Here is a 21,410-nt window from a genome sequence, read left to right as displayed (position 1 = left end):
TAGTGGCATAACGGTGTCGCGCCCTGCGGTCAGTCGCAGGTGACGCCGACCACGCCTTGGCCGGTGCGTTACGGCCAAGGCGCACGGCTTACTGTCGTCGGCATGACGGAGCCAGTGGCGCAGACGCACACGCACGAGAACGCCCCGGGCGTGGGACGCCTGATCGCTTTGTCGGACGGCATATACGCCATCGCGATGACCCTGCTCGTCATCGACGTGGCGGTGCCCGCGCATCTGAACGACGCCGCCTTCCACCAGGCCCTGAGCGACGCGCTGCCCAGCCTCGGCGCCTTCGCCCTCAGCTTCACCCTCCTCGCCGGCTTCTGGCGTGACCAGCGCCGCATCCTCGCCTCGCTGCCCGTCGAGTCGTTCGTGATCACCCAGTTGATCCTTCTCGGCCTGGGCCTGGTCGCCCTGTTGCCCTTCCCCACCGGGCTCCTGGCCGAATACGCCTCTCAGCCCGAAGCCGTCGCCCTCTACGCCGGTGCCATGGCCGCGATCCACGCGGTGCACACCACCCTGCTGCTGCTCACACAACGCCAGGTGCACCCCTCGCCCGCGTCCCCCGAGGCCGTGGCCCGTCGCCGCTTCACCGCCCAACTCGCCTCCAGCGTGCTGATCTTCTGCCTCTCCATCCCCCTGGCCTTCGTCAACACGGAAGCGGCCATGTGGTTCTGGCTCGCGCTCGTCCCCGCCCACGTCGTCCTCAGGCGATTCCCCCGCCGACTCGCGCCAACGCCGTAACCACCTGGCGGAACCGGGCACGCCCTCATCCTGAGTCGGTCACTCCGCCCGCCCCACCGCCCCGCCCCCAGAGGCTCACCGCCAGCACCGCCATCCCTGTGCTCCCCGCCGCCGCGATCGCGAAGCCGCCCGCCGCGCCGAAGGTATCCACCGCCCTGCCGGAAACCGCCGCCGCGCCCGCCGATCCCGCCGCGCCGGCGGAGTTCAGCCAGGTGAAGGCCTGGGTGAGGACGGCTCGGTGGACGGTGGATTCGGCCAGGACCGAGAGGAGCACCAGGACGGGTGGGATCGCCGCGCCGGTGAGTACGATCACGGATCCCAGGGCCAGTGGTGAGTGGGCCGTGAGGAGGAGCAGGCTGCCGAGTGCCAATCCGGTGGTCGCCACGGCCAGTTGTAGCCGCGGGGTCGCACGCCAGCGCCTCACCCCGTACAGCCAACCGGCCAGCAGGCCACCGCAGTTCGACACCGCGAAGATCGGTGCGGCCGCGGCCGGCGCGTGGTGCTCGACCGCGAAGGCCGTCACCGAGACCTGTACGGCGCCGAAGTACACACCGATGGCGAGGTTGAGGCCGATCACCGCCGCGAATCCGGGGCGTAGGAGCGAGCGTCCTGCGCGGGAGCGCTCGGCGGATCCGGATCCGGAATCAGAATCGGAACCGGATGTCGACGTCAATGACGTTGGCGCGGTGCGGTGTTGGGCAGCGAGGGAGCCGCCGCCGGTCACCACAAGGGCGGCTGCCAGTACGGTGCCCAGTGCCGGATGTCCGTTCGCTCCGAGGACGCTGACCAGGGTCGGGCCGGCGAGGTAGCCCACGGCGTTGCCGAGTGACTCCAGGGAGAAGGCACTGGGCAGTTCCGCCGGTCGCTTCTCGCGCAGCAGCGCCACCCAGCGGGCCGCGGACAGGGCTCCAAGTTGGGGGATGGTGGCGCCGGCGAGTACTCCGCCGATAGCCATGAGTTCGGGTGGGCTACCGGCCGCGACCAGTGCCAGCAGCGCGGTCACCGCCGCGGCGTGGGCCAGCAGGAGGGGTGGCAGTACCCGGGTCTGGCCGAAGTGGTCGATCAGGCGGGCCAGTTGGGGCCCGACCAGGGCCTCGGCCACGGCGAAACCGCCGCTCACCAGACCGGCCGAGGCGTAGGAGCCGGTGCGGCCGTGCACCAGCCAGACGATGCCGAGGCCGGTCATCGCGATGCCGACGCGGCCGACGGTGGCGGTCAGGAAGAAGGCTGCGGCGCCAGGGGTGCGCAGCAGACGGGGATAGGGCGCCGACGACACGGCGAATCCTCTTCGCTGCCCGGCGGGGCGGACCACCCGGGGTCGTCGGCGCCCAGATTCACCGACCCGTGGTCATCACCTGGAACCGTCCAGTGTTGGCGTGGAGCGGGGACACACACCCCACGCCGACTCCATCACCGGGCAGAAATCTCTCGTACGGTCTTGTGCGGTGAGTATCGCAGCCGTCAGACGTCGAAGCGGCGGCGGGCCGCGTCGATGTGGCTGAGGTAGCGGTGGGTCCAGTCGCACATCCCGTCGACCGTGGCGCGTAGGCCCTGGCCCGATTCGGTGAGGGTGTACTCGACCCGGGGCGGCACGGTGGGGTGCACGCGGCGTTCGACCAGGCCGTTGCGCTCCAGCATGCGCAGGTTCTGGGTGAGCATCTTGTGGCTGATGCCCTCGATCTCGTTGCGCAGCTCGGTGAAGCGCAGGGTGCGCTCCCCGAGCGCCTCGATGATGAGGAACGACCACTTGTTGGCGATGTCGGAGAAGATCTCCCGCGCCAAGGAGTCCGCGCGCCTCAGGTCCGCTTCGTCGGGCGAGCCGCTGAACTGCTTGGTCACCATTCGGTTCCCCAGTCACTGAAAAGTGCGTTCTTCCATGTCAGCGGCCACTCTCCTACGGTTCCCGAGTAACCACAAGTGACCTAGAACGAGGTGTGCAACATGGCCATCACCCTGGTGAACCCCGACGGATTGCCGAAGATCCCGGTGTACCGGCAGGTCGCGATCGCGACCGGCTCGAAGCTCGTCTTCGTCGCCGGGCAGGTCGCCTGGGACGCCGACGGCGTCACGGTCGGCCCGGGCGACCTCGCCGCCCAGGTCGAGCGCAGCTACCTCAACGTCGGCACCGCACTGGCCGAGGCCGGCGCCTCCTTCGCCGACGTGGCGAAACTGACGGTCTACGTCGTCGACTGGACCCCCGACAAGATGCCCCTGTTCCTCGACGGAGTCGCCCGGGCCTCCGCGAAGCTGGGGATCACCCCGATCGCACCGGGCACGCTGATCGGGGTGGCGACCCTGGACGTCCCCGAGCATCTGGTCGAGGTCGAAGCCACCGCGATCCTCGACTGACCGAGTCCCTTACCGCTTCAGGAAGCGGTACTTCAGGTGGACGGCGAGGGGAGTGTGGACCACCCTGATCGGCTCGATCGGACGGGGACGCCGTGTTGTGCCCAGGTCCTTGTCCAGCTCCTCGAACAGCCGTAGTCCGTCTCCCAAGAGTGCGGGCACCACGTGCAGTTGGAGCTCGTCGATGAGCCCCTCCCTGAGGTACTGCTGCACCGTGCTCGCCCCGCCCGCGATGTCGACGTTCCTGTCGTCGGCGGCGGCCTTCGCCCGGTCGAGGGCGCTGTGGATGCCGTCGGTGACGAAGGTGAAGGTGGTGCCGCCCTCCTTGACGAGGGTCGGTCGAGGGCGGTGGGTGAGGACGAAGACCGGGGTCCGGAACGGCGGGTTGTCGCCCCAGAACTCCTCGCCGGTGTCGTACATCATCCGGCCCATCACCACCGCCCCCGTGGCGTCGAACCACTCGCGCATCAGCTCGGAGTCCTCGTTGTCCTCTCCGCCGGTCATGCCCTGGCGCTCCCGCCAACTCGCCAGGTTGTGGATCCACTCGAAGAGCGGCTCGGCGCCGTCGCCTCCGGGGTTGTCGGTGGTCACGTTGGTGCCGGCGATGTAGCCGTCGAGGGAGATGGCCATGTCTGCGGTGACGGTCACGGGTGCGGTCACGATGGGGTGCTCCTGATTTCTGGGCATCCTGGAAGTGCTGCCTTCACCGTCACGTCGATCAGGAACCGGCGCATTCGACACGCTTCAGCGCCCGGCTTCCCCCAATGCCCCCGACTCCCTCAACTCCCGTACCAGCCGCGCAGCGACCGGCACGCTCACCCCGTGCCGCTCCGCGGCGCGCAGCAACGCGCCGCCGATGGCGTTCAGTTCGAGCGGGCGGCCCGCCTCCGCGTCGCGTTGCATCGACGACTTGGTGCCGGGCGGGAAGGCGTCGTAGCGGGCCATTGCCTGGGCCGGGTCCGACGGGCCGCCGCAGGCCCGGCTGACGGCGGCCGTCTCCTCGACCAGGGCCGTCAGTTCGGCGCGGTGGCGGGTGCGGGCCTCGCCGAGGGGGAGGGCGTAGCGGGTGGTGAGCAGGGCGAAGGGGGCCAGGAACGACATCTTCGCCCACAGTGTCGCCGTCTCGTCGTCGAGGACGCGGGTGGTGGGGCCGGCGGCGTTCAGCGTCCGCGCGAGGGTGTCGAGCCGCTCGCGGGGGACCGGGTCGCCGGTCAGGTCGATCTCCGCGAACGGGCTCCCGTGCTCGATCACGCCCGGTGCGAGCCGCGTGGACTCGGCGCGGATGACGGCCGGGGCGACCAGGTCGGGTCGGTAGCGGGCGCGCAGGGTCGCCGGGTGTTCGACGCCGTTCAGGAACGGTACGAGGAGCGCGTGGCCCAGGGCGGCGGGCGGTACGCGCTCCAGGGCCGCGTCCAAGGTCGTGTGCTTGACCGCCACCAGACACACATCGACCGGCTCGCGCAGCACCGTGTCCGCCTCGACCCGGGCCGTGAAGTCGCCGAACAGGCCGCTGCGGACCCGGATCCCGTCCGTACGCAGCGTCTCAGTCGTCGCGTCACCGGCCAGGCAGATCACCCGGTGTCCGGCACGGGCCAGCAGCCCCGCCAGCAGGCCGCCGATTCCGCCGGGGCCGAGCACCGCCACCGTGAGTTCGTCGTTCGCCATGATGTTGTCATTCCCTTCGCCGGTCGGCCCCGTCATGGTGGCCGCCTCGGACGGGATCATCGCAGGCCTCGTCGAATCGGGGGAGACCGGAGGAGACTGGTCGCATGTGCCGAAGCATCAAGACACTCCGTCCGCCCGTGTTGCCCGAGGAGGCGACGGAGGAAGAGATAAGGGCCGCGGCCCTGCAGTACGTACGCAAGGTGTCCGGCTTCCGGGCTCCCGCCGCCCACAACCAGGAGGTCTTCGACCAGGCCGTCGACGCGATCGCCGAGGCCACGGCGGAACTGCTCGCGGGGCTCCAGGTACGGGGTCAGGGACAGAAGGCCAGCGCCTAGGCCGGCCGCCGCGGCTACCGGTCTACGACGCCTTCTCCGGCCGCCGCATCACATACGCCGCCCCCGCGCCCGCCCCGAACAACGCCAGCACGGACACCCCGGTGCCCAGCCACGTCGTACCGAGCCAGCGGCCGCCGTAGTAGCCGAGGGCGACGCTGTACGCCGCCCAGGCCAGGCCCGCCAGGGCGGACCAGGGCAGGAACTCGCGGACGCGGCGGTGGGCGGCGCCCGCGCCGAGGGAGACGACCGAGCGGCCGGCCGGGGCGAAGCGGGCGAGGATGACCAGGGCGCCGCCGCCGCGGGCCAGCGCGACGCCGAGACGTTCCTGCGCGGAGGTCAGGCGGCGGGAGCGGGCGATGGCGCGGTCCAGGCGTTCGCCGCCCCGCCAGGCCAGCCGGTACGCCACCAGGTCGCCGAGGACGGAGGCGGTGGCCGCGCAGGAGATCAGCGCCAGGATGTCGGGAACCTGGCTCGGCACCTGTCCGGTCGCCGTCCCCGCGGCGGCCGCTGTCGCGGCCGTGATCACCAGCACTCCGCTCGGCAGCACCGGCAGGAACACATCAAGCAGGACCGACAGCGCGACCATGGCGTAGATCCATGGACTGCCCGTCAGCGTCCCCACACTCTCCAGCACCGCGACTCCCCGTGAACTCCCCCGTGGCCAGACCGTGCCGCATTGTCGCGGGGGAGCGGCAGGGGCGGCCATCAACAGCCATACAGCGTACGCCTGCGGTGTGACAGGAGATTCATGGGGGGCACGTGGGATCGGCACACGACGTTCACCCGGCTGCCGTCCCCCGGCGGGCGCCGGCCGCCGGTGTCCCGTAGCACGGAGTGGGGGCGACCTTCGGCCGCAGCGGCCGTACGACGTGAGGAACGGTACAGATCATGGTGGCAGGTATATGTGCGGGCGCCGTCGCGGCGGCCGTGCTCGCGGCCGGCACCGGCGGTGCCCACGGCTACTCGATGCACACGGACGCGCGGTTCGCGCCGCCCACCGCCTTCGTCCCCTCGGCGGCGGTGACGTACGACTCGAAGCTGGTCCCGGCGGCCTCCTGGATCGAGGTGAGCCAGCGGACGGCCGAGAACGGTGCGACGACCGTGCGGCTGCGGGTCGAGGGGCTGGTGCCTGGGCACGAGTACGGCGTCCACGTGCACCAGAAGCCCTGCGCCGCCGACCCGGCCGCAGCGGGCGGGCACTACCAGCACGAGGTCGGCACGGACGCGGCCCACGTGAACGCGGCCAACGAGGTCTGGCTCGACTTCACCGCCGGTGACAAGGGCGCCGGCGAGGCGAGCGCCCGCCACGACTGGGGCTTCCGGCGGGGCGAGGCGTCCTCGGTCGTCATCCACGACATGCCGGGCACGCACGGCGCCCGCGTGGCCTGCTTCACGGTGCCGTTCGGCTGGGTCACCGGGTGACCGTGTGAGCAGCAGTTGGGCGACCGGCTGATTAGTCGACGCGGGCGAGCTGAGCGCTCGGCCACGGACCGGCCTCCACCTCAGCCTCTTGCCCCGCAGCCTCCGGCCCCACCTCGCCCGCCGCCACCCGCAGCACCGCTCTCGCCACCGCGTCCGCGTCCGCGAGCGTCACCGAGTCCACCCCGGGCCGGGCGCCCGCCGCCGTCACCCAGTGGACGCCCTCCGTCGGCACGCCGAAGGCGAACCGCCGTGCGTGGGCGTGGCCTTGACGGTCCCTCAGGCGGTACGGCCGTTCCGTCACGTCGAGGCCGCCGGTCTCGTAGCCGTCGACGGTGTGCGGTCGGCAGCGGCCCGTCTTGAGCAGTCGGGCGAGGAGGGTGTCGGCGGTGCGGCGCAGGTCCGGTTCCGGGAGGCGGGCCTCTATGAGGGTGGTCACGCGGGTCGTGGAGCCCGGCACCTCGGGGGAGCGGGCCAGCCAGGCGCCGTCCTCCTCGGTGACCTCCAGCCGGGGGCCGAGCACCTCCACCACGCCCGCCTCCACCAGCGCGGCCAGTTCCTCGATGCGACGGCGGGGCGGGCCGATGGAGAGGAAGGCGTTGAGCGGGGTGTACCAGCGGTCCAGGTGGTCGCGGCGGGAGGTGCCGGTCAGGCCGCCGTGGTCGACCACCAGCCGCAGCTCGTTGCGCAGGTCGCGCAGGACGTCGAGGGCCGCCTTGAGGGGGCCGTCCACCGTGCCGAGGGCGGCCTGCGCCGCGTCCTCGCGCAGATGTGCAAGCAGCCACTCCCGCCACTGCCCGGGATGCGTGAACTCCCGTTCCGTGTACGGCCGGGAGACCCGGTCCCAGCTCCACCTCCGGGCGCTCGCGATCCCGAACTCGTCGAGTACGTCCGCCTCTTGGGGATCGCCGTGCGGAAGGGCGAGGAAGCGCGCCGCGAACTCCGGGCGCCGGGGCCGTTGTAGCAGAGCCGTGTAGTAGACCGTCTCGACCTCCTTCGCCACCAACGGCCATATCTCGGCGAGGAAGTCGGGCGCCTCGCCGTTCTCCGCGCGCTTGCGGAAGCCGGCGATCACGTCCGAGGTGAGGACACGAGGGGTGTGGCGGCCGTACGGGCCCTTCGCGTTGTCGCCGCGGGCCTGGTAGGGGACACCGCGTCGGGAGCCGGCGTACAGGCGTGGCTCGCGGCCGGAGGGGACGTAGCGCAGACCGCGGCGGCCGGAGACGAAGCGGCCGCCGCGCCCGGTCGTCAACAGGGCTGTGTGGTCGAAGAAGTTGAGGCCGAGGCCGCGCAACAGCACGGGTTCACCGGGCGGTACGGCGGACAGGTCCACGTCGGCCGGGTTGGCGGGCGGGACATGGCGCAGGCCGTGCCGCTCGGCGTAGGCCGTGAGGCGTTGTTGCGTGCCGTCGGCGACGGTCGGCAGGTGGCCCTGCGCGAGGACCACGGCCGTCAGGCCGGTGAGGATCCGGCCGTCGTCGAGGGTGAGGACCTGGCGGCCGTCGGAGGAGTCGTCCAGCCGCACCGCGCGCGCCCGGTGCGGGACGACCCGGACCGCCGCCGGGGCCTCGCGCACGGTCTTCGCGAAGACCCACTCCAGGTACCGCCCGTAGTGCGCGCGGGTCGGGTACTGGTCCGGGCCCAGCTCGCCGTCCGCCCACTCGTGCAGGCTCGGACCGGGCCGTACGGGGCCCGAGCAGTCCACGCTGTCGTCGGTGAAGAGGGTCACCTGGCAGGCCACGGTGTTCATCAGCAGCTCGGGCGACTGCCCGGTGCGCCACACGCTGCCCGCGCCCGGCGGGGCGGGGTCGACGACGTGCACGGTCAACCGGACGCCGGGCGGGAGGAGTTCGGGCACCGAGGAGCAGAGGCGTTCCAGGACGCTGGTACCGCGCGGGCCGGCGCCGACCACGGCGAGGGAGACGGAGGGCTGATCCGCGGTCGGTGCAGACAAAACGGTGACTCCCGGGCGTGTGGGGCGCTTGGCAGCAAATCGCCTACTGGAAGCGGACGGTCCGCATCATCATGCCTTCGGGAGTCACGGAAGCCAACGTGAGCCCCGCACGCCCCAATTGCCCCTCATGCGGTGGTGGGGACGGATGTCGGGATGGTGAGGGCGGGACTACTCGGTGGTGAGGGTGGACTCCGTCACCGTCTCCAGAGTGCCGACCGACCCCAGCCGAGCCCCAGCGCCAGCCCCCGCTCCCGTCCTCGCCCGCGCCTGCTCCAGCCGCAGCCCGGCCGAACGCCCGCGCAGCGTCAGCGTCATGAGCTGGTTGCCGAACCAAGGCCCGCCCCTCTTGCGCCACTTGACCGGCAGCGGCGCGCACCGGCCGTGGCGCAGGAACCGTCGGCCCAGCGCGCGGGCCACGGCGCTCCAGCCGAAGCGGAAGCCGACGCGCATGTACGCGGGTACGGAGTTGTGGACCGGCGAGCAGGTCAGCTGCAGCACCCGGGCGTCCGGCGAGCCCTCGGCCCAGGTCGCCTCGGCCACGTACGCGTGATGTACGTCTCCCGACAGCACGAGCACCGTCGCCGGCGCCGTCGGCCCGGAACCGACCTCGGCTATCAGCTCGGCCAGGGCCGCGAAGGACGTCGGGAAGGCCGCCCAGTGCTCCAGGTCCGCCGTGCGCCGCAGATTCTCCCCGAACCGCGCCCAGCGCGCCCCGCGCTCCCCCCGGCACAGGGCCGAGTCCCACTGCTCGGCGTCGTGCACCAGATGCGGCAGCAGCCAGGGCAGGGAGGTGCCGATCAGGAGATGGTCGTACGACTCCCGCTCCTGAAGCGCCTGTTCGCGCAGCCACTGCTCCTCGCCGGGGTCGAGCATCGAGCGGGACTCCTCGTCCAGGACGCGGGCCGCGCGGCTGTCCACCATCAGCAGCCGGACCCGGCCGAAGTCGCGCCGGTAGCTCCAGCGCACCGAGGCCGGGTCGGTGTCGGCCTTGGAGGCGAAGGCGCGCACGTCGTCGGTGCCGTCGGGGACGGCGCGGACGGCCGCGTAGAGCGGGTCGGCGGCCAGCTCGTCGGGCGAGAGGTTGCCCAGGTGCTGGTGGACCCAGTACGACATCAGCCCGCTCAGGATCCGCTCCCGCCACCAGGCGGTGGCGCGCATGTCCGCAAGCCAGGCGGCGGAGGTGTTCCAGTCGTCGATCACGTCGTGGTCGTCGAAGATCATGCAACTGGGCACGGTGGACAGCAGCCAGCGCACCTCGGGGTCGAGCCAGGACTCGTAGTAGAGCCGCGTGTACTCCTCGTAGTCCGCGACCTCGCTGCCGGGGGCGTCGCCCAGATCGCGCCGGGCCGCCAGCCACCGCTTGGTCGCGTCCGAGGTCTCGTCCGCGTACACCTGGTCGCCCAACAGCAGGAGCACGTCCGGGCGTTCGCCGTCCGGGTCGGCCGCCATGCGGGTGGCGAGCGAGTCCAGGGCGTCGGGTCCGACGGGGTCGTGACCGCCGGCCGGCGGGGCGGCCCAGCGGCAGGAGCCGAAGGTGACGCGGACGCCGTCGTCGAGGACGCCGGTGCGGATCACGGAGGGCGGGAAGCGGGAGTCCGGCAGCGGCCACACGCGCGTGCCGTCCAGGAACACCTCGTACGCGGTCGTCGTACCGGGGCTCAGCCCGGTCACCGGCACCAGGGCGTAGTGATGGCCCGCGACCTGGAAGGTGCGGGCCTCTCCGGCGCTGCCGTCCGCGCAGCGCACCTCGGCGGTGCACGGACGGCTCGCTTCGACCCATACGGTCGCGGACGAGCCGTCGGCGTACCTCAGCAGTGGTCCCAGGCGCAGTTCGGCCACGTTGATCGCCCCTCCTCCGTCGCACCGTACGGTATTGAACGACGGGGGAGGGCGGACAGTGTCCGGCGATCATCATTGCCGAATCGGCACCCGGTGCCTCCGGCGGATCAGCGGTCGGTGCTCAGCAGCCGGAGAGGTAGCTGGTCAGTGCGGACTTCTCGGCCGAGTCGACGGAGAGGTCGTAGTAGTACTTCACCTGCACCCAGGCGCGGACGTAGGTGCAGCGGTAGGACGTGAGGGACGGCATCCAGGTGGCCGGGTCCTGGTCGCCCTTGGACTGGTTGACGTTGTCCGTGACCGCGAGGAGCTGCGGGCGGGTGACGTCGTTGGCGAAGCCCTGGCGCTGGGCGGTGGTCCAGTTGCGGGCGCCGGAGTCCCAGGCCTCGGCCAGCGGCACGAGGTGGTCGATGTCGACGTCCGAGGCGGCGGTCCAGGTGGCGCCGTCGTAGACCGAGTACCAGCTGCCGCTGGTGGCGGTGCACGCGGAGTTGGTGACGACGTTCGTACCGTCCCGCTTGAGGATGTACTCGCGGGTGTTGCAGGTGCCGCTGATGGTGATCCAGGTCGGGAACAGGTCCCGGTCGTAGCCGGTCCTGACCTCGGTCGCCACGCTCAGGGAGGCGAGGTAGGTGCGGGCGGTGGCGGCGCTGACGGGGGTGGGGAGGGCGGCGGAGGCGTTCGGACCGTTGAAAAGCGCGACGGAGGCTATGAGTCCGGTGAACGCCGCGAGTATGCTCAGCCGTCGACGCGCGTAGAACTTCGGCATACGAACTCCCTTGGGGTGGGGGGACGTTGGAGTGCGAGCGAAGGAATGCTTGCGGTGCCGTGTTGCGGCCGGGTGTGCGTTGGGTAAGAAGCTAGTGACGTGAGCATGACAAGGCAATGCCTTGAGGGTCACGTACTATGGACGGCGCAGAAGGGGAGTAGCTCTTCGCCGGACCGTCGACATACTGCTCAGCTCGTCTGAGCCGGCGCCCGGAGGCAGGTCCACTGCGGACCGGCCAGCGAGACCTTCGGTAAGCAGTGCACCGGTTTGTTCTGTGTGTGCTGCCGTGCCGAGGTGTCCGCGGACAGCAATCACACTCTCGGTGGGGCAGCCCCGACCGATTGAGGAACCTTGATCACCTTCAGCGTCACGGCGGTCGTCTTCGGCGTCGTCTTCCTGGCCGAACTCCCCGACAAGACCGCGCTCGCCGGGCTCGTCCTGGGCACCCGCTACCGCGCCTCGTACGTCTTCGCCGGGGTCGCCGCGGCCTTTCTGCTGCATGTCGTGCTCGCCGTGGCGGCGGGCAGCGTGCTCACGCTGCTGCCGCAGCAGCTCGTGGCCGCGGTGACCGGTGTGCTCTTCCTGGGCGGGGCCGCGGTGCTCCTCTTCAAGAAGGACGACGACCAGGAGGAGGTCCGCAAGCCCAAGGACCAGTCCTTCTGGAAGGTGTCCGGCGCCGGATTCATGCTCATCCTGGTCGCCGAGTTCGGCGACCTGACCCAGATCATGACGGCCAACCTCGCGGCCCGCTACGACGACCCGCTCTCCGTCGGCCTCGGTGCGGTGCTCGCCCTGTGGGCGGTCGCCGGTCTCGGCATCGTCGGCGGAAAGGCGCTGATGAAGCGGGTGCCGTTGGCGCTGATCACGAAGATCGCGGCGATGCTCATGCTGGCGCTCGGGGTGTGGAGTCTGTGGGAGGCGGTGGCGGGCTGAGGCTCGGGATCAGGGGTCGGCCGAGCTGAACGTTCGGTGAACTGTTCCCGGAGTCGCTGGCGGATGCGGGCGATGTTTTGTACCGTGGAGAAACAAAGTGGCTCCCGCCCGTTCTCCCTGACCGGCGGGCGGGGCGCTTTGTTCCTCCGGCTGTACGGCCGGGTTGTACCTCCGGGGCCCGACCCGCAGGCCCCTTGCCGCCCCTTCCCGCTGCTTTGGAGCTGCCGATGACGGCCACCACCGTGCCCACCGTCCTCACCGCCCACGCCCTCCTGCTGGACATGGACGGCACCCTCGTCAACTCGGACGCCGTCGTCGAGCGCTGCTGGCGGCGCTGGTCCGAGCGGCACGGTCTGGACGCGGGCGAGGTCATGAAGGTGGTCCACGGCCGCCAGGGGTACGCCTCGATGGCACTCCTGCTGCCCGACCGGCCCATGGAGCAGAACCTGGCCGACAACGCGCGCATGCTCGCCGAGGAGACCGCCGACCTGGACGGCGTCGTCCCCGTCCCGGGCGCCCCGGAGTTCCTCGCGTCCCTGGCGGGCCTCCCGCACGCCCTGGTGACCTCGGCCGACGTGGCTCTCTCGACGGCCCGCATGGCCGCGGCCGGCCTCTCCCTCCCGGACATCCGCGTCACGGCCGAGTCGGTCGGCGCGAGCAAGCCGGACCCCGAGGGCTTCCTCAAGGGCGCCGCCGAACTGGGCGTCGACCCCGCCGACTGCATCGTCTTCGAGGACTCGGCGGCCGGCATCGCGGCGGGGCGCTCCGCGGGGATGCGGGTGGTGGGGGTGGGCCCTCGGGCCGACTTCCACGAGCCGGACGTGGTGGTGCGGGATCTGCGGCAGGTGCGGGTCGAGGGCGTTGCGGGTGGCGGGATTCGGCTTTACGTGGCGTAAGGCGCCGGTCCGGGGGCGGCGGCCCCCGGTGACGCTCGCCTCACGGTTCCGTCGTCTCGGACTCCAGCTTCGCCCGCGTGGCCGCCCCGTACACCCCGGACTCGTCCCCGGTGATCCCCCGCGCGACCTGGAACGTCCGTACCGAGCTCTCGACCGTCGTGCTGAAGTTCCCGTCGTCCTTGCCGACGTACAGGTTCAACTGGTGGAGCCGTTTCTGGAGTTCGACCACCTCGGCGCCATGGTCGCCGCGCCGCAGTACCGGCGGCGTGGTGCTGTCGCCGCCGCCCTCCTGGATCGTGCCGGTCGCGCCGACGGTCGACGGCGTGTGCGTCGGCTCGGTCGACCGGGTCGGCCTCGGTGAGACGGCGGTCGCCGACGGGGACGTAGAGGGCGTCGGACTCGTGCTGACGGACGGTGACGGCGATGCGGACGTCGGCGACGCGGAACCGGTCTCCTCCGACGGCGACACGGACGCCGTCGCGCTCGACGCGCCCGGCACACTAGCCCGTACCCCGCCCGAGGCCGCGTTGTCGCGGGACGGCGTCTGGTACGACAGCCACCCGCTCGCCAGGCCGGTCGCGGTCACCACGGCGACCACGGCCCCGCCGGCCGCGAGCAGGACGGTACGGCGCCGACGTAGGGGCCGGACGCCCTCCTCGGCCAGAGGCTCCTCGTCCGAAGGCGGCAACGGCGGCAGCAGGGACGTGGCGTCCACGGCCTGCAACGGCACCGTCTCGTCGACCGGTAACGCCGATGGCACCGGCGGCGCGGACGGCACCGTCCCGCCACCTCCATCGCTTCCGTCCCCCGCGTCCCCGCGGAGCGCCCCGTCGCCCGCCAGCTCCACATACGGGCGTATGCGCAGCGGGTCGAAGTCCTCCGCCGCGGCCGCCTCCGCCGTGCGGGCATCACGCAGGGCGTCGGACGCCCGCTGTGTGCAGCCGCACGACGGGGTGTTGTCGGCCCCTCTCGGTGCCCCGCACTCCGGGCACTCGTGGCCTGTCGGCTCTGTCACGCGTCGTCCCTCCCTCCGCACTTCCCCCACGAACTCCAGAGATTATGCAGACCGTCTCCACAGCCGCCGTCGGAAGCCCCCCGGGGAGGGTCCCGGTAAATGGGCGCCAACAGGACTCGACAGGCCATAACGGGTCACACCGATCACCATGGGATGTGTGGACGAGAGCAATGTGTAACGAGAGCCTCTGGAGGTCTTCATGGCCGAGGATGCGCGCGGTATGACGGGAAATATGCGAGACGCCCCGAAGAAGCACAGTGCCCCGAATAGCGACAACGCTCCCAAGAAAGGCAGCGCCGCCCAGGAGCACGTGTCCGGAAACGTCCTCGTCTCGATCGGCGCCCTGCTCCTCGGCATGCTGCTCGCCGCCCTCGACCAGACGATCGTGTCGACCGCGCTGCCCACCATCGTCAGCGACCTCGGCGGTCTGGAGCACCTGTCCTGGGTGGTCACCGCGTATCTGCTGACGTCGACCGCCGCGACCCCGCTGTGGGGCAAGCTCGGCGACCAGTACGGGCGCAAGCGGCTCTTCCAGATGGCGATCGTGATCTTCCTCATCGGTTCGGCGCTGTGCGGGATGGCGCAGAACATGCCGCAACTCATCGCGTTCCGCGCGCTGCAGGGGCTCGGCGGCGGTGGCCTGATGGTGCTGTCGATGGCGATCGTCGGGGATGTCGTGTCGCCGCGCGAACGCGGGCGCTACCAGGGGCTGTTCGGTGCGGTGTTCGGGGCGACGAGCGTCCTCGGTCCGCTGCTCGGCGGGCTGTTCACCGAACACCTCAGCTGGCGCTGGGTGTTCTACATCAACCTGCCCGTCGGCCTGATCGCCCTCGCGGTGATCGCGACCGCGCTGCGCATCCCGCGCAAGTCGACGCAGCACGTCATCGACTACCTCGGTACGTTCCTGATCGCGTCGGTCGCCACCTGCCTGGTGCTGGTCGCCTCGCTGGGCGGCACGACCTGGGGCTGGAGTTCACCGCAGATCATCGGCCTGGCGGTCCTGGGAGTGGTCCTGGCGGTCGTCTTCGTACAGGTCGAGCGCAAGGCCGCCGAACCGGTCCTGCCCCTCAAGCTCTTCACCATCCGCACCTTCACCCTCTCCGCGGTCATCAGCTTCATCGTCGGCTTCGCGATGTTCGGCGCGATGACGTATCTGCCAACATTTCTCCAGGTGGTGCAGGGCATCTCGCCGACCATGTCCGGCGTGCACATGCTGCCGATGGTGATCGGCATGCTGCTGTCGTCCACGGCGTCCGGGCAGATCGTCAGCCGGACGGGCCGCTGGAAGGTGTTCCCGGTCGCGGGCACGGGCGTCACGACGATCGGCCTGCTCCTGCTGCACCGGCTCGACGAGAACAGTTCGACGGCCGAGATGAGCGCGTACTTCTTCGTCTTCGGCCTCGGACTCGGCCTGGTCATGCAGGTATTGGTCCTCATCGTGCAGAACTCGGTCTCGTACGAGGATCTCGGCGTCGCCACCTCGGGCGCGACCTTCTTCCGCTCGATCGGCGCCTCCTTCGGCGTGGCCATCTTCGGCACGGTCTTCGCGAGCCGCCTCGCCGACAAACTCACGGACGCCTTCCAGGGCACCCAACTGCCCACCGGCATCTCGGCGGACACCCTCAAGTCCGACCCGCGCGGCATCGGCTCCCTGCCGGCCGCACTGCGCGAATCGGCGGTGCACGCGTACGCGTCGTCCATCACCGACGTGTTCCTGTACGCCGCCCCCGTCGCCCTCCTCGGCTTCGTACTGGCGTGGTTCCTCAAGGAGGACCCCCTGCGCGGCTCGGTCACCGCGCCCGACCTCACGGAGACGCTGGCCAGCAACCCGGTCGAGCGCTCCTCCTACGACGAGGTGTGCCGCGCCCTCTCCGTGCTCGGCACGCGGGACGGCCGGCGCGAGATCTACGAGAGGATCACCGACCGGGCGGGCTACGACCTTCTCCCGGCCGCCAGTTGGCTGCTGCTCCGCATCCGGCGCAACGGCTGGGCGGAACCGGCGATCCTCGCCGAACGCAGCACCGTGCCCCTGCCGGTCATCCTCGCCGCGGCCCGCCAGGTCGAGGAACGCCGGCTGGTCACCCGCGAGGGCCTGGACCTGGTCCTGACCGCCGAGGGCCGCGAAACCGCCGACCACCTCGCCAAGGCCCGCGAGGAGTCCCTGGCCGACCTCCTGGGCGACTGGTGGACCCCCGACCGCCCCACCGACCTCACCCAACTGGTCAGCGAACTCACCGACGAACTCTGCGGCTCGGACAGCGAACAGCCCCACAACGGCTCGACGACCCGCATCAGTTGACGATCAAGCCCCTCAACCGGCCAGCTTTTTCCGGAACCAGTGCTCGGCGTACCGGTCGTCGTTGTGCGGCCCGGTCTCCGCGTACCCGAGCCGCGCGTACAGGGCGCGGGCCTCGACGAGGTCGCCGCGGGTGTCGAGGATCAACTCCTCGGCGCCCAGGGCGCGTGCGGCCTCCTCGGCGGCCCGCACGAGGAGCGCGGCGCCGCCCTTGCCGCGCATCTCCTCGTACACGAACACGCGGGTGAGCTCGGCGGTCGTCGACCCCGACAGCCGCACCCCCGCCGACCCGGCCGCCTCATCCCCGTACCACCCGACCAGCAACTGCCCACCCGGCGGCACGAGGTCGGCACCGGTGTGTGCGGCGATCTCGCGCTCCAGCTCGGCGGGTTCGGTCCGGTGTCCCTCGTGCAGGAGGTACCAGCGGTCGCTGACCTCCGTGTAGTACGCCCGCCACAGGGCGACGGCGACGGGCGAGTCGAAGGGCTCCGGGGCGACGGTCCAGTCCATGCCGGCATTCTCAGCCGCTCGCGGTCACCTTCCGCAACCGAATATGCGTGACCCCGGGGGAGTCCAGCACCTGGGTCTTCTCCCACTCGATGTGCTGGTCGCCGAGGTCGTCGAACAGGCGGCGGCCACCGCAGGCCAGGACCGGGACCACGTGCAGGAGGAGTTCGTCCAACCACCCGGCCCGGATGAACTGTTGGACCAGGTCCGCGCCGCCCGCCAGGGAGACGTCCTTGCCGCCGGCCGCCTTCCGGGCCAGTTCCAGCGCGCGTTCCGGGCCCTCGGTGACGAAGTGGTAGGTGGTGCCGCCCTCCTTGACGACGGACTCGCGGGGATGGTGGGTGACGACGTACACCGGGGCGTGGAAGGGCGGGTCGTCGCCCCAGGGGATCTCGCCTGTGACGTACATGCCGTGGCCCATGACGACCGCGCCCGGCCGCTCGGCCCACTCCGCGAGCAGGTCGTCGTCGGGACCACCCGTACCGCCCGTCATCCCCTGCATCCGCCGGAACGTCCGCAGTCCGAACACCCAGGAGTGCAACCGTTCCCCACCGATCCCCAGCGGATGCTCCCGCCCCGACTCCGGTCCCGCGATGTACCCGTCCAACGACATCGCCAGCCGTGCGACAACCTCACCCATGACGCCAACCTCCGCAGTCACGGCACTCTTTCGGTGCCTTCACCCCTGCGTCGATCGGCCGACGGGCGGATCGACACACCGGGCGAAGGATTTGGTGCCCGCTGCCATCGGCACCGGACGCCCGCAGTTTGAGTGGCGGGTTCCGGGCAACCCGGAGGGAGAACCGGCCCGTTGGGCCGAAGCATCCGGAAGGCACCCATGTCCACAGGCATGATCATCATCGTTATCGTGATCGTGGCGGCCGTGGTCGTTGTTGCGGCCGCCCTCACCCTGCGTAGCCGCGGCGGCGTCGGCGGTCGGGATCTGAAGCACCGCTTCGGACCCGAGTACGACCGCGCGGTGACTCGCCACGACGGCGACACCAAGGCCGCCGAACGTGAGCTCGCAGAGCGCGTGGAGCGGCACGGATCGCTGCGCGAGCAGCCGTTGGAGCCGGCCAGGCGCGAGCAGTTCGAGGCCCGTTGGGCGGCCGCGCAGGAGCGGTTCGTCGACTCGCCCCGAGAGGCCGTCGCTGAGGCGGACCAGCTGCTCGGCGAGCTCGCCACCGTCCGTGGTTTCCCGGACGGCGCCCAGTACGAGGAGCAGCTCGCCGCCCTCTCCGTCCACCACGCGCCCGACGTAAACGGCTACCGCCACGTGCACAGCGTGGCCCGCGCGGACGACACGCGCGCCGACACGGAGGAACTGCGCGAGGCGATGGTCGAGGCCCGCGCGCTCTTCGGGTCGCTCATCGACGGCGCCCGCAAGGCACCGGCCACGTCCCACGACAGGTCGCACGGCAAGACGTCTCACAAGCTGTCCGACAAGCTCCCTGGCATGACGGCCAGGCGGTCGCACGACAAGACGCACGACAAGACGACGGATACGTCATCCGACGCGTCATCCGACAAGCAACAGACGATCAAGGGGGGTTGACCCAGCCATGGCTGAAGAGACCAAGGGATCCACACCCGCATCCACACCCACGCCGATACCCATGTCCGCGCGTTCTTCGGAGCGTTCGGAGCGTTCGGAGACATCCACGCGTCCGGGGACGGGCACCGGTACGGACGAGACCAAGACGCCCGGGCGCACCACCGAGGAGAGCAGGACCGCCTCGCGCGCCGACGAGAACAAGGTCCCCGCACCCACACCCACCTCCGCGCGTACGGAGACCCCCGGCCGCACGGAGAGCCCCGTGACCCCGGCGCGTACCGAAGAGAGGCGTACCGACGAGAGCAGGACCTCGGCGCGCACGGAGACACCCGCGCCGACGTCCACGCAGTCGACCGACGGCAGGACCCCGGCGCAGACACCCTCGCGCCCGACGTCCTCGCCCACCTCGTCGTCCTCGTCGTCCTCGTCCGTGACGTCGTCCTCGTCCCCCCTGCTCCCCAAGGATGAGACCGACAAGCTCGCCGAGCGCCTCCAGCACGCCCTGTCCGGGTTCGTCGACGACCCTCGCACCTCCGTCGAAGAGGCCGACCACGTCGTGGAGGAGATCACCGGCCGCTACACGGACGCGCTGACCCAGCGCCGCCGCACCCTGCGCAAGTCCTGGCAGGAGGGTGACGCGGCCAAGTCCGACCACTCCGACACCGAGCAACTCCGGCTGGCCCTGCGGGACTACCGCGAACTGGCGGACCGCCTCCTCCAGAGGTAACCGTCCTCTCCGGAGGCAGAGGTAGAGGCTGAACACGCAGGCGGCTGCACGCCGAGGGAGTCATCAACTCCCCTCGCGGCAGCCGCCTTCGCATTTGCCCCAGATCCGGCACCTGGCTCGGCTACCCTCGGTCAGCAGGGGGACGAGCAACGGGGGGCGCGGTGGACGACCGCGAGGAGTCGGGGCGGACCGACGGCAGGATGGCGCTGGCCCGTCGGCTGGCCGGTCTGGTCGAAGAGGTCCGGGAGATACCGGGGTTCGCGGGGTTCCAACGCCCGCTGCCCGCATCGGAGTTACGCCGAGTCGCCGCGCAAGGCCCGGTCGTCGCCGTCAATGTGACACAACGGCGAGCAGACGCGCTGATCGTGACGCCGGACGAGGTCTCCTCGGTTCGGCTGGACCTCACGCTTGACGACGTCCACAGGGTCGCGGGCGACTACGTGGGCGTGATCGAGCGGCACCAGAGCTGTCTTGAAATGCTGGATGCGGCGGACGCCGCCACCCGGGAGGCGCCGGGCGCCAAGAGCCACGCGGAGTATCGGCAGGCGACGGACGCCCTGATCGAGGCCGTGGTGGCGATGGAGAGCACGCTCACCACGACCTTGGAGTGGTTGTGGGACACGATCAGCCGGCCTGTGCTCGACGCCTGCGGCTTTCGTGAACCGCCTCCGCAGGGACAGCCGTGGCCCCGACTGTGGTGGTGCCCCACCGGCATGCTGAACCTGCTCCCACTGCACGCCGCCGGGCGTCACGGTGAGGCGGGCCGCAGTTCACTGGACCGGGCGGTGGTCTCGTACACGCCCTCCCTGCGCGCCCTGATCGAATCACGGTCCAGGGGCCGGTCGGCGGCGCCGGGCGCCATGCTCCACGTGGCGCTGCGCGAGACTCCGGGTCAGCGTGACCTCAAGCACGTCGGCTGCGAGGAGCAGCTGCTGACGTCGCTCTTCGGGGCGGCCCTCACGACACTGAAGGGCGCAGCGGCGGACCGGGCGTCGGTGCGGCGCGAACTGGTCGCCCACCGCAGCGCCCACTTCAGCTGCCACGCGACGTCCGATCCGCTCCGTCCCGCCTCGGGCGGAGTGCTGCTCGGCGACGGCCTGCTGACCACCGGCGAGATCGCTGAAGGACACCGGCACCGCGACTTCGCCTTCCTCTCGGCCTGCAAGACGGCACTGGGCGGTCTGCTCCTGCCAGATGAGTCGATGACTCTGGCCGCTGCCCTGCACTACACGGGTTACCGCCATGTGATCGCGACCCTGTGGTCCATCCATGACGAGGTCGCCGCCGAGGTGGCCGAAGGTGTGTACCACAACATGTGGCAGGACGGCACCTTCGACGCCGACCGCGCTGCCGTCGCGCTGCACTGTGTCGTGCGCCGACTGCGGGACTCGTCACCAAAAGAGCCGAGCCACTGGATTCCCTTCACCCACACAGGTCCCTGAGCCAGGAGAGCCGCCATGCCCGTTCCGCCGTCCCCGGCGCTCGCCTACTCCGATTCGTCCGACCCCGCCTACGAGCAACACGTCGCCAACACCTGGGAGTTGCGGCCGTTCGCCAAGGGTGTCCTCCTCGCCTCGGGCACCTGCCCGCGCTGCGCCGTCGAGCTGGAGATCCCTGCGGTCCTCACCACCGTCCGCCTGACGTTCCGACGCACGGCGGCCCGCAATGGTCCGGCGGAGATCCCGATGACGTGCAACTGCGACGAGGAGCACGGCGACCGCCCCCCGGACGTCGGCGGCTGCGGTGCGTTCTGGTTGCTCAGAGTGCCGGAGGACTTGGCGTGACGCCGCGTCGCCCACTGCCTCCCACGCGTGCGGCGAATGCCTCCGACCTGCGGCGGGCCCGGGAGCACCGCGAGATGCTCAGGGAGGCCGTACCTCGTGTGCGCGAAGCCGCCCTCGCCTGGCGCAACGGCCTTGCGGCCCTCCTCGCGGCGCTGTTGGGCTTCAGCCTCGTCAAGGGGCGCTCGGACGTGGGCCAGTTGACCGATCGCTGGGCCGCGGCCGTGGGGCTGCTCCTGCTGGCCGCGCTCGTCTGCGGTGGCTTCGGGGCGACGCAGCTGCTGTTGGCGGCACACGGCAGGCCACGCGTCGTCGACCTGGCCTCGGCGCCGCCCCGGGCGCTCCAGGAGCAGCAGGAGGCTGTCGACGCGGCACGGCAGCTGCGCCGGGGCATCGCCCTCACCCTGCTGTGCACGGCCCTGCTCGTGACGGCGGTCGCCGCCACCTGGTACGGACCGGCCGAGGAGACCGGCCTGATGCGGTTCGACAGCCCCGGGGCCAAGGTGTGCGGCACTGTGCGACGCGTCGCGGAGGGCGAGGTTCTGGTCAAGACGAGCGATGGGGAGGTCGCGGTGCCGCTCTCCACGCTGCTGTCGATGGCACCCGTGACCGACTGTCCCAAGGGGTGACGA

23 protein-coding genes are annotated in these 21,410 nt (G+C 71.1%); 12 read left to right on the top strand and 11 right to left on the bottom strand.

Features of this window, described 5'->3' with window-relative positions; genetic code table 11:
- The first annotated feature begins 102 nt into the window (after positions 1–102).
- Positions 103–744: a TMEM175 family protein gene (locus tag M2283_RS13250; protein WP_280876374.1), complete on the top strand. Its 642-nt coding sequence runs from the start codon at positions 103–105 to the stop codon at positions 742–744.
- A gap of 25 nt (positions 745–769) precedes the next feature.
- Here M2283_RS13250 and M2283_RS13245 read toward each other — a convergent pair whose 3' ends face one another.
- On the bottom strand, positions 770–2,020 hold the full coding sequence (locus tag M2283_RS13245; protein WP_280876373.1) for an MFS transporter: 1,251 nt from the start codon (positions 2,018–2,020) through the stop codon (positions 770–772).
- A 185-nt stretch (positions 2,021–2,205) separates the two neighbouring features.
- Positions 2,206–2,586: a winged helix-turn-helix transcriptional regulator gene (locus tag M2283_RS13240; protein ID WP_280876372.1), complete on the bottom strand. Its 381-nt coding sequence runs from the start codon at positions 2,584–2,586 to the stop codon at positions 2,206–2,208.
- A gap of 99 nt (positions 2,587–2,685) precedes the next feature.
- On the opposite strand from M2283_RS13240, the gene M2283_RS13235 reads away from it, so the two are divergent.
- Positions 2,686–3,093, top strand: coding sequence for a RidA family protein (locus M2283_RS13235; RefSeq protein WP_280876371.1), 408 nt, complete (start codon positions 2,686–2,688; stop codon positions 3,091–3,093).
- Positions 3,094–3,102: 9 nt separating this feature from the next.
- Here M2283_RS13235 and M2283_RS13230 read toward each other — a convergent pair whose 3' ends face one another.
- The gene (locus M2283_RS13230; RefSeq protein WP_348538913.1) at positions 3,103–3,738 is read right to left on the bottom strand and encodes a dihydrofolate reductase family protein; all 636 of its coding nucleotides are present in this window, start codon (positions 3,736–3,738) and stop codon (positions 3,103–3,105) included.
- 96 nt (positions 3,739–3,834) lie between these two features.
- Positions 3,835–4,755 carry a ketopantoate reductase family protein gene (locus tag M2283_RS13225; protein WP_280876369.1) on the bottom strand — a complete coding sequence of 307 codons (921 nt, stop codon included), beginning with the start codon at positions 4,753–4,755 and terminating at the stop codon, positions 3,835–3,837.
- 104 nt (positions 4,756–4,859) lie between these two features.
- Here M2283_RS13225 and M2283_RS13220 point away from each other — a divergent pair, with 104 nt between their 5' ends.
- Positions 4,860–5,090 carry a DUF2277 domain-containing protein gene (locus M2283_RS13220; RefSeq protein WP_280876368.1) on the top strand — a complete coding sequence of 77 codons (231 nt, stop codon included), beginning with the start codon at positions 4,860–4,862 and terminating at the stop codon, positions 5,088–5,090.
- A gap of 22 nt (positions 5,091–5,112) precedes the next feature.
- Here the strand turns inward: M2283_RS13220 and M2283_RS13215 are convergent, their stop codons facing one another.
- Complete coding sequence (locus M2283_RS13215) at positions 5,113–5,724, bottom strand: DedA family protein (RefSeq protein ID WP_280876367.1); 612 nt, start codon at positions 5,722–5,724, stop codon at positions 5,113–5,115.
- A 254-nt stretch (positions 5,725–5,978) separates the two neighbouring features.
- Between M2283_RS13215 and M2283_RS13210 the strand changes: the two genes are divergently transcribed.
- On the top strand, positions 5,979–6,512 hold the full coding sequence (locus tag M2283_RS13210) for a superoxide dismutase family protein (RefSeq protein ID WP_280876366.1): 534 nt from the start codon (positions 5,979–5,981) through the stop codon (positions 6,510–6,512).
- 31 nt (positions 6,513–6,543) lie between these two features.
- Here M2283_RS13210 and M2283_RS13205 read toward each other — a convergent pair whose 3' ends face one another.
- From M2283_RS13205 to M2283_RS13195, 3 genes are all read right to left on the bottom strand, one after another.
- Positions 6,544–8,463, bottom strand: coding sequence for an FAD/NAD(P)-binding protein (locus M2283_RS13205; protein WP_280876365.1), 1,920 nt, complete (start codon positions 8,461–8,463; stop codon positions 6,544–6,546).
- A 168-nt stretch (positions 8,464–8,631) separates the two neighbouring features.
- Entirely contained in the window at positions 8,632–10,302 is a 1,671-nt protein-coding gene (locus tag M2283_RS13200) for an alkaline phosphatase D family protein (protein ID WP_280876364.1), read from the bottom strand.
- A 121-nt stretch (positions 10,303–10,423) separates the two neighbouring features.
- Positions 10,424–11,068: an HNH endonuclease family protein gene (locus M2283_RS13195; RefSeq protein WP_280876363.1), complete on the bottom strand. Its 645-nt coding sequence runs from the start codon at positions 11,066–11,068 to the stop codon at positions 10,424–10,426.
- A 351-nt stretch (positions 11,069–11,419) separates the two neighbouring features.
- Here M2283_RS13195 and M2283_RS13190 point away from each other — a divergent pair, with 351 nt between their 5' ends.
- Both M2283_RS13190 and M2283_RS13185 read left to right on the top strand, forming a co-directional pair.
- Positions 11,420–12,001, top strand: coding sequence for a TMEM165/GDT1 family protein (locus M2283_RS13190; protein ID WP_280876362.1), 582 nt, complete (start codon positions 11,420–11,422; stop codon positions 11,999–12,001).
- Positions 12,002–12,228: 227 nt separating this feature from the next.
- Positions 12,229–12,897: an HAD family hydrolase gene (locus M2283_RS13185; RefSeq protein WP_280876361.1), complete on the top strand. Its 669-nt coding sequence runs from the start codon at positions 12,229–12,231 to the stop codon at positions 12,895–12,897.
- Between the two features lie 40 nt (positions 12,898–12,937).
- Here the strand turns inward: M2283_RS13185 and M2283_RS13180 are convergent, their stop codons facing one another.
- A complete protein-coding gene (locus M2283_RS13180; RefSeq protein WP_280876360.1) occupies positions 12,938–13,912 on the bottom strand; it encodes a peptidoglycan-binding domain-containing protein in 975 nt (324 codons plus the stop codon).
- Between the two features lie 199 nt (positions 13,913–14,111).
- On the opposite strand from M2283_RS13180, the gene M2283_RS13175 reads away from it, so the two are divergent.
- Positions 14,112–16,211 (top strand): MDR family MFS transporter, encoded by a 2,100-nt coding sequence (locus M2283_RS13175; RefSeq protein ID WP_280876359.1) that lies wholly within the window; start codon positions 14,112–14,114, stop codon positions 16,209–16,211.
- Between the two features lie 12 nt (positions 16,212–16,223).
- Here M2283_RS13175 and M2283_RS13170 read toward each other — a convergent pair whose 3' ends face one another.
- Both M2283_RS13170 and M2283_RS13165 read right to left on the bottom strand, forming a co-directional pair.
- Entirely contained in the window at positions 16,224–16,718 is a 495-nt protein-coding gene (locus M2283_RS13170) for a GNAT family N-acetyltransferase (protein WP_280876358.1), read from the bottom strand.
- A 10-nt stretch (positions 16,719–16,728) separates the two neighbouring features.
- Entirely contained in the window at positions 16,729–17,355 is a 627-nt protein-coding gene (locus tag M2283_RS13165; protein ID WP_280876357.1) for a dihydrofolate reductase family protein, read from the bottom strand.
- Between the two features lie 198 nt (positions 17,356–17,553).
- On the opposite strand from M2283_RS13165, the gene M2283_RS13160 reads away from it, so the two are divergent.
- From M2283_RS13160 to M2283_RS13140, 5 genes are all read left to right on the top strand, one after another.
- Positions 17,554–18,270, top strand: coding sequence for a hypothetical protein (locus M2283_RS13160; RefSeq protein ID WP_280876356.1), 717 nt, complete (start codon positions 17,554–17,556; stop codon positions 18,268–18,270).
- A 61-nt stretch (positions 18,271–18,331) separates the two neighbouring features.
- Positions 18,332–18,997, top strand: coding sequence for a hypothetical protein (locus tag M2283_RS13155; protein ID WP_280876355.1), 666 nt, complete (start codon positions 18,332–18,334; stop codon positions 18,995–18,997).
- Positions 18,998–19,158: 161 nt separating this feature from the next.
- Positions 19,159–20,439 (top strand): CHAT domain-containing protein, encoded by a 1,281-nt coding sequence (locus M2283_RS13150; RefSeq protein WP_280876354.1) that lies wholly within the window; start codon positions 19,159–19,161, stop codon positions 20,437–20,439.
- 15 nt (positions 20,440–20,454) lie between these two features.
- Positions 20,455–20,781 carry a hypothetical protein gene (locus tag M2283_RS13145; RefSeq protein WP_280876353.1) on the top strand — a complete coding sequence of 109 codons (327 nt, stop codon included), beginning with the start codon at positions 20,455–20,457 and terminating at the stop codon, positions 20,779–20,781.
- A gap of 98 nt (positions 20,782–20,879) precedes the next feature.
- Positions 20,880–21,407 (top strand): hypothetical protein, encoded by a 528-nt coding sequence (locus M2283_RS13140; protein WP_280876352.1) that lies wholly within the window; start codon positions 20,880–20,882, stop codon positions 21,405–21,407.
- Positions 21,408–21,410 lie beyond the last annotated feature (3 nt).

Source organism: Streptomyces pseudovenezuelae (genome assembly GCF_029892565.1).
In the GTDB taxonomy this organism is placed as follows: Bacteria; Actinomycetota; Actinomycetes; order Streptomycetales; family Streptomycetaceae; genus Streptomyces; species Streptomyces pseudovenezuelae_A.
This window is presented reverse-complemented; position numbering and strand designations above follow the sequence as displayed.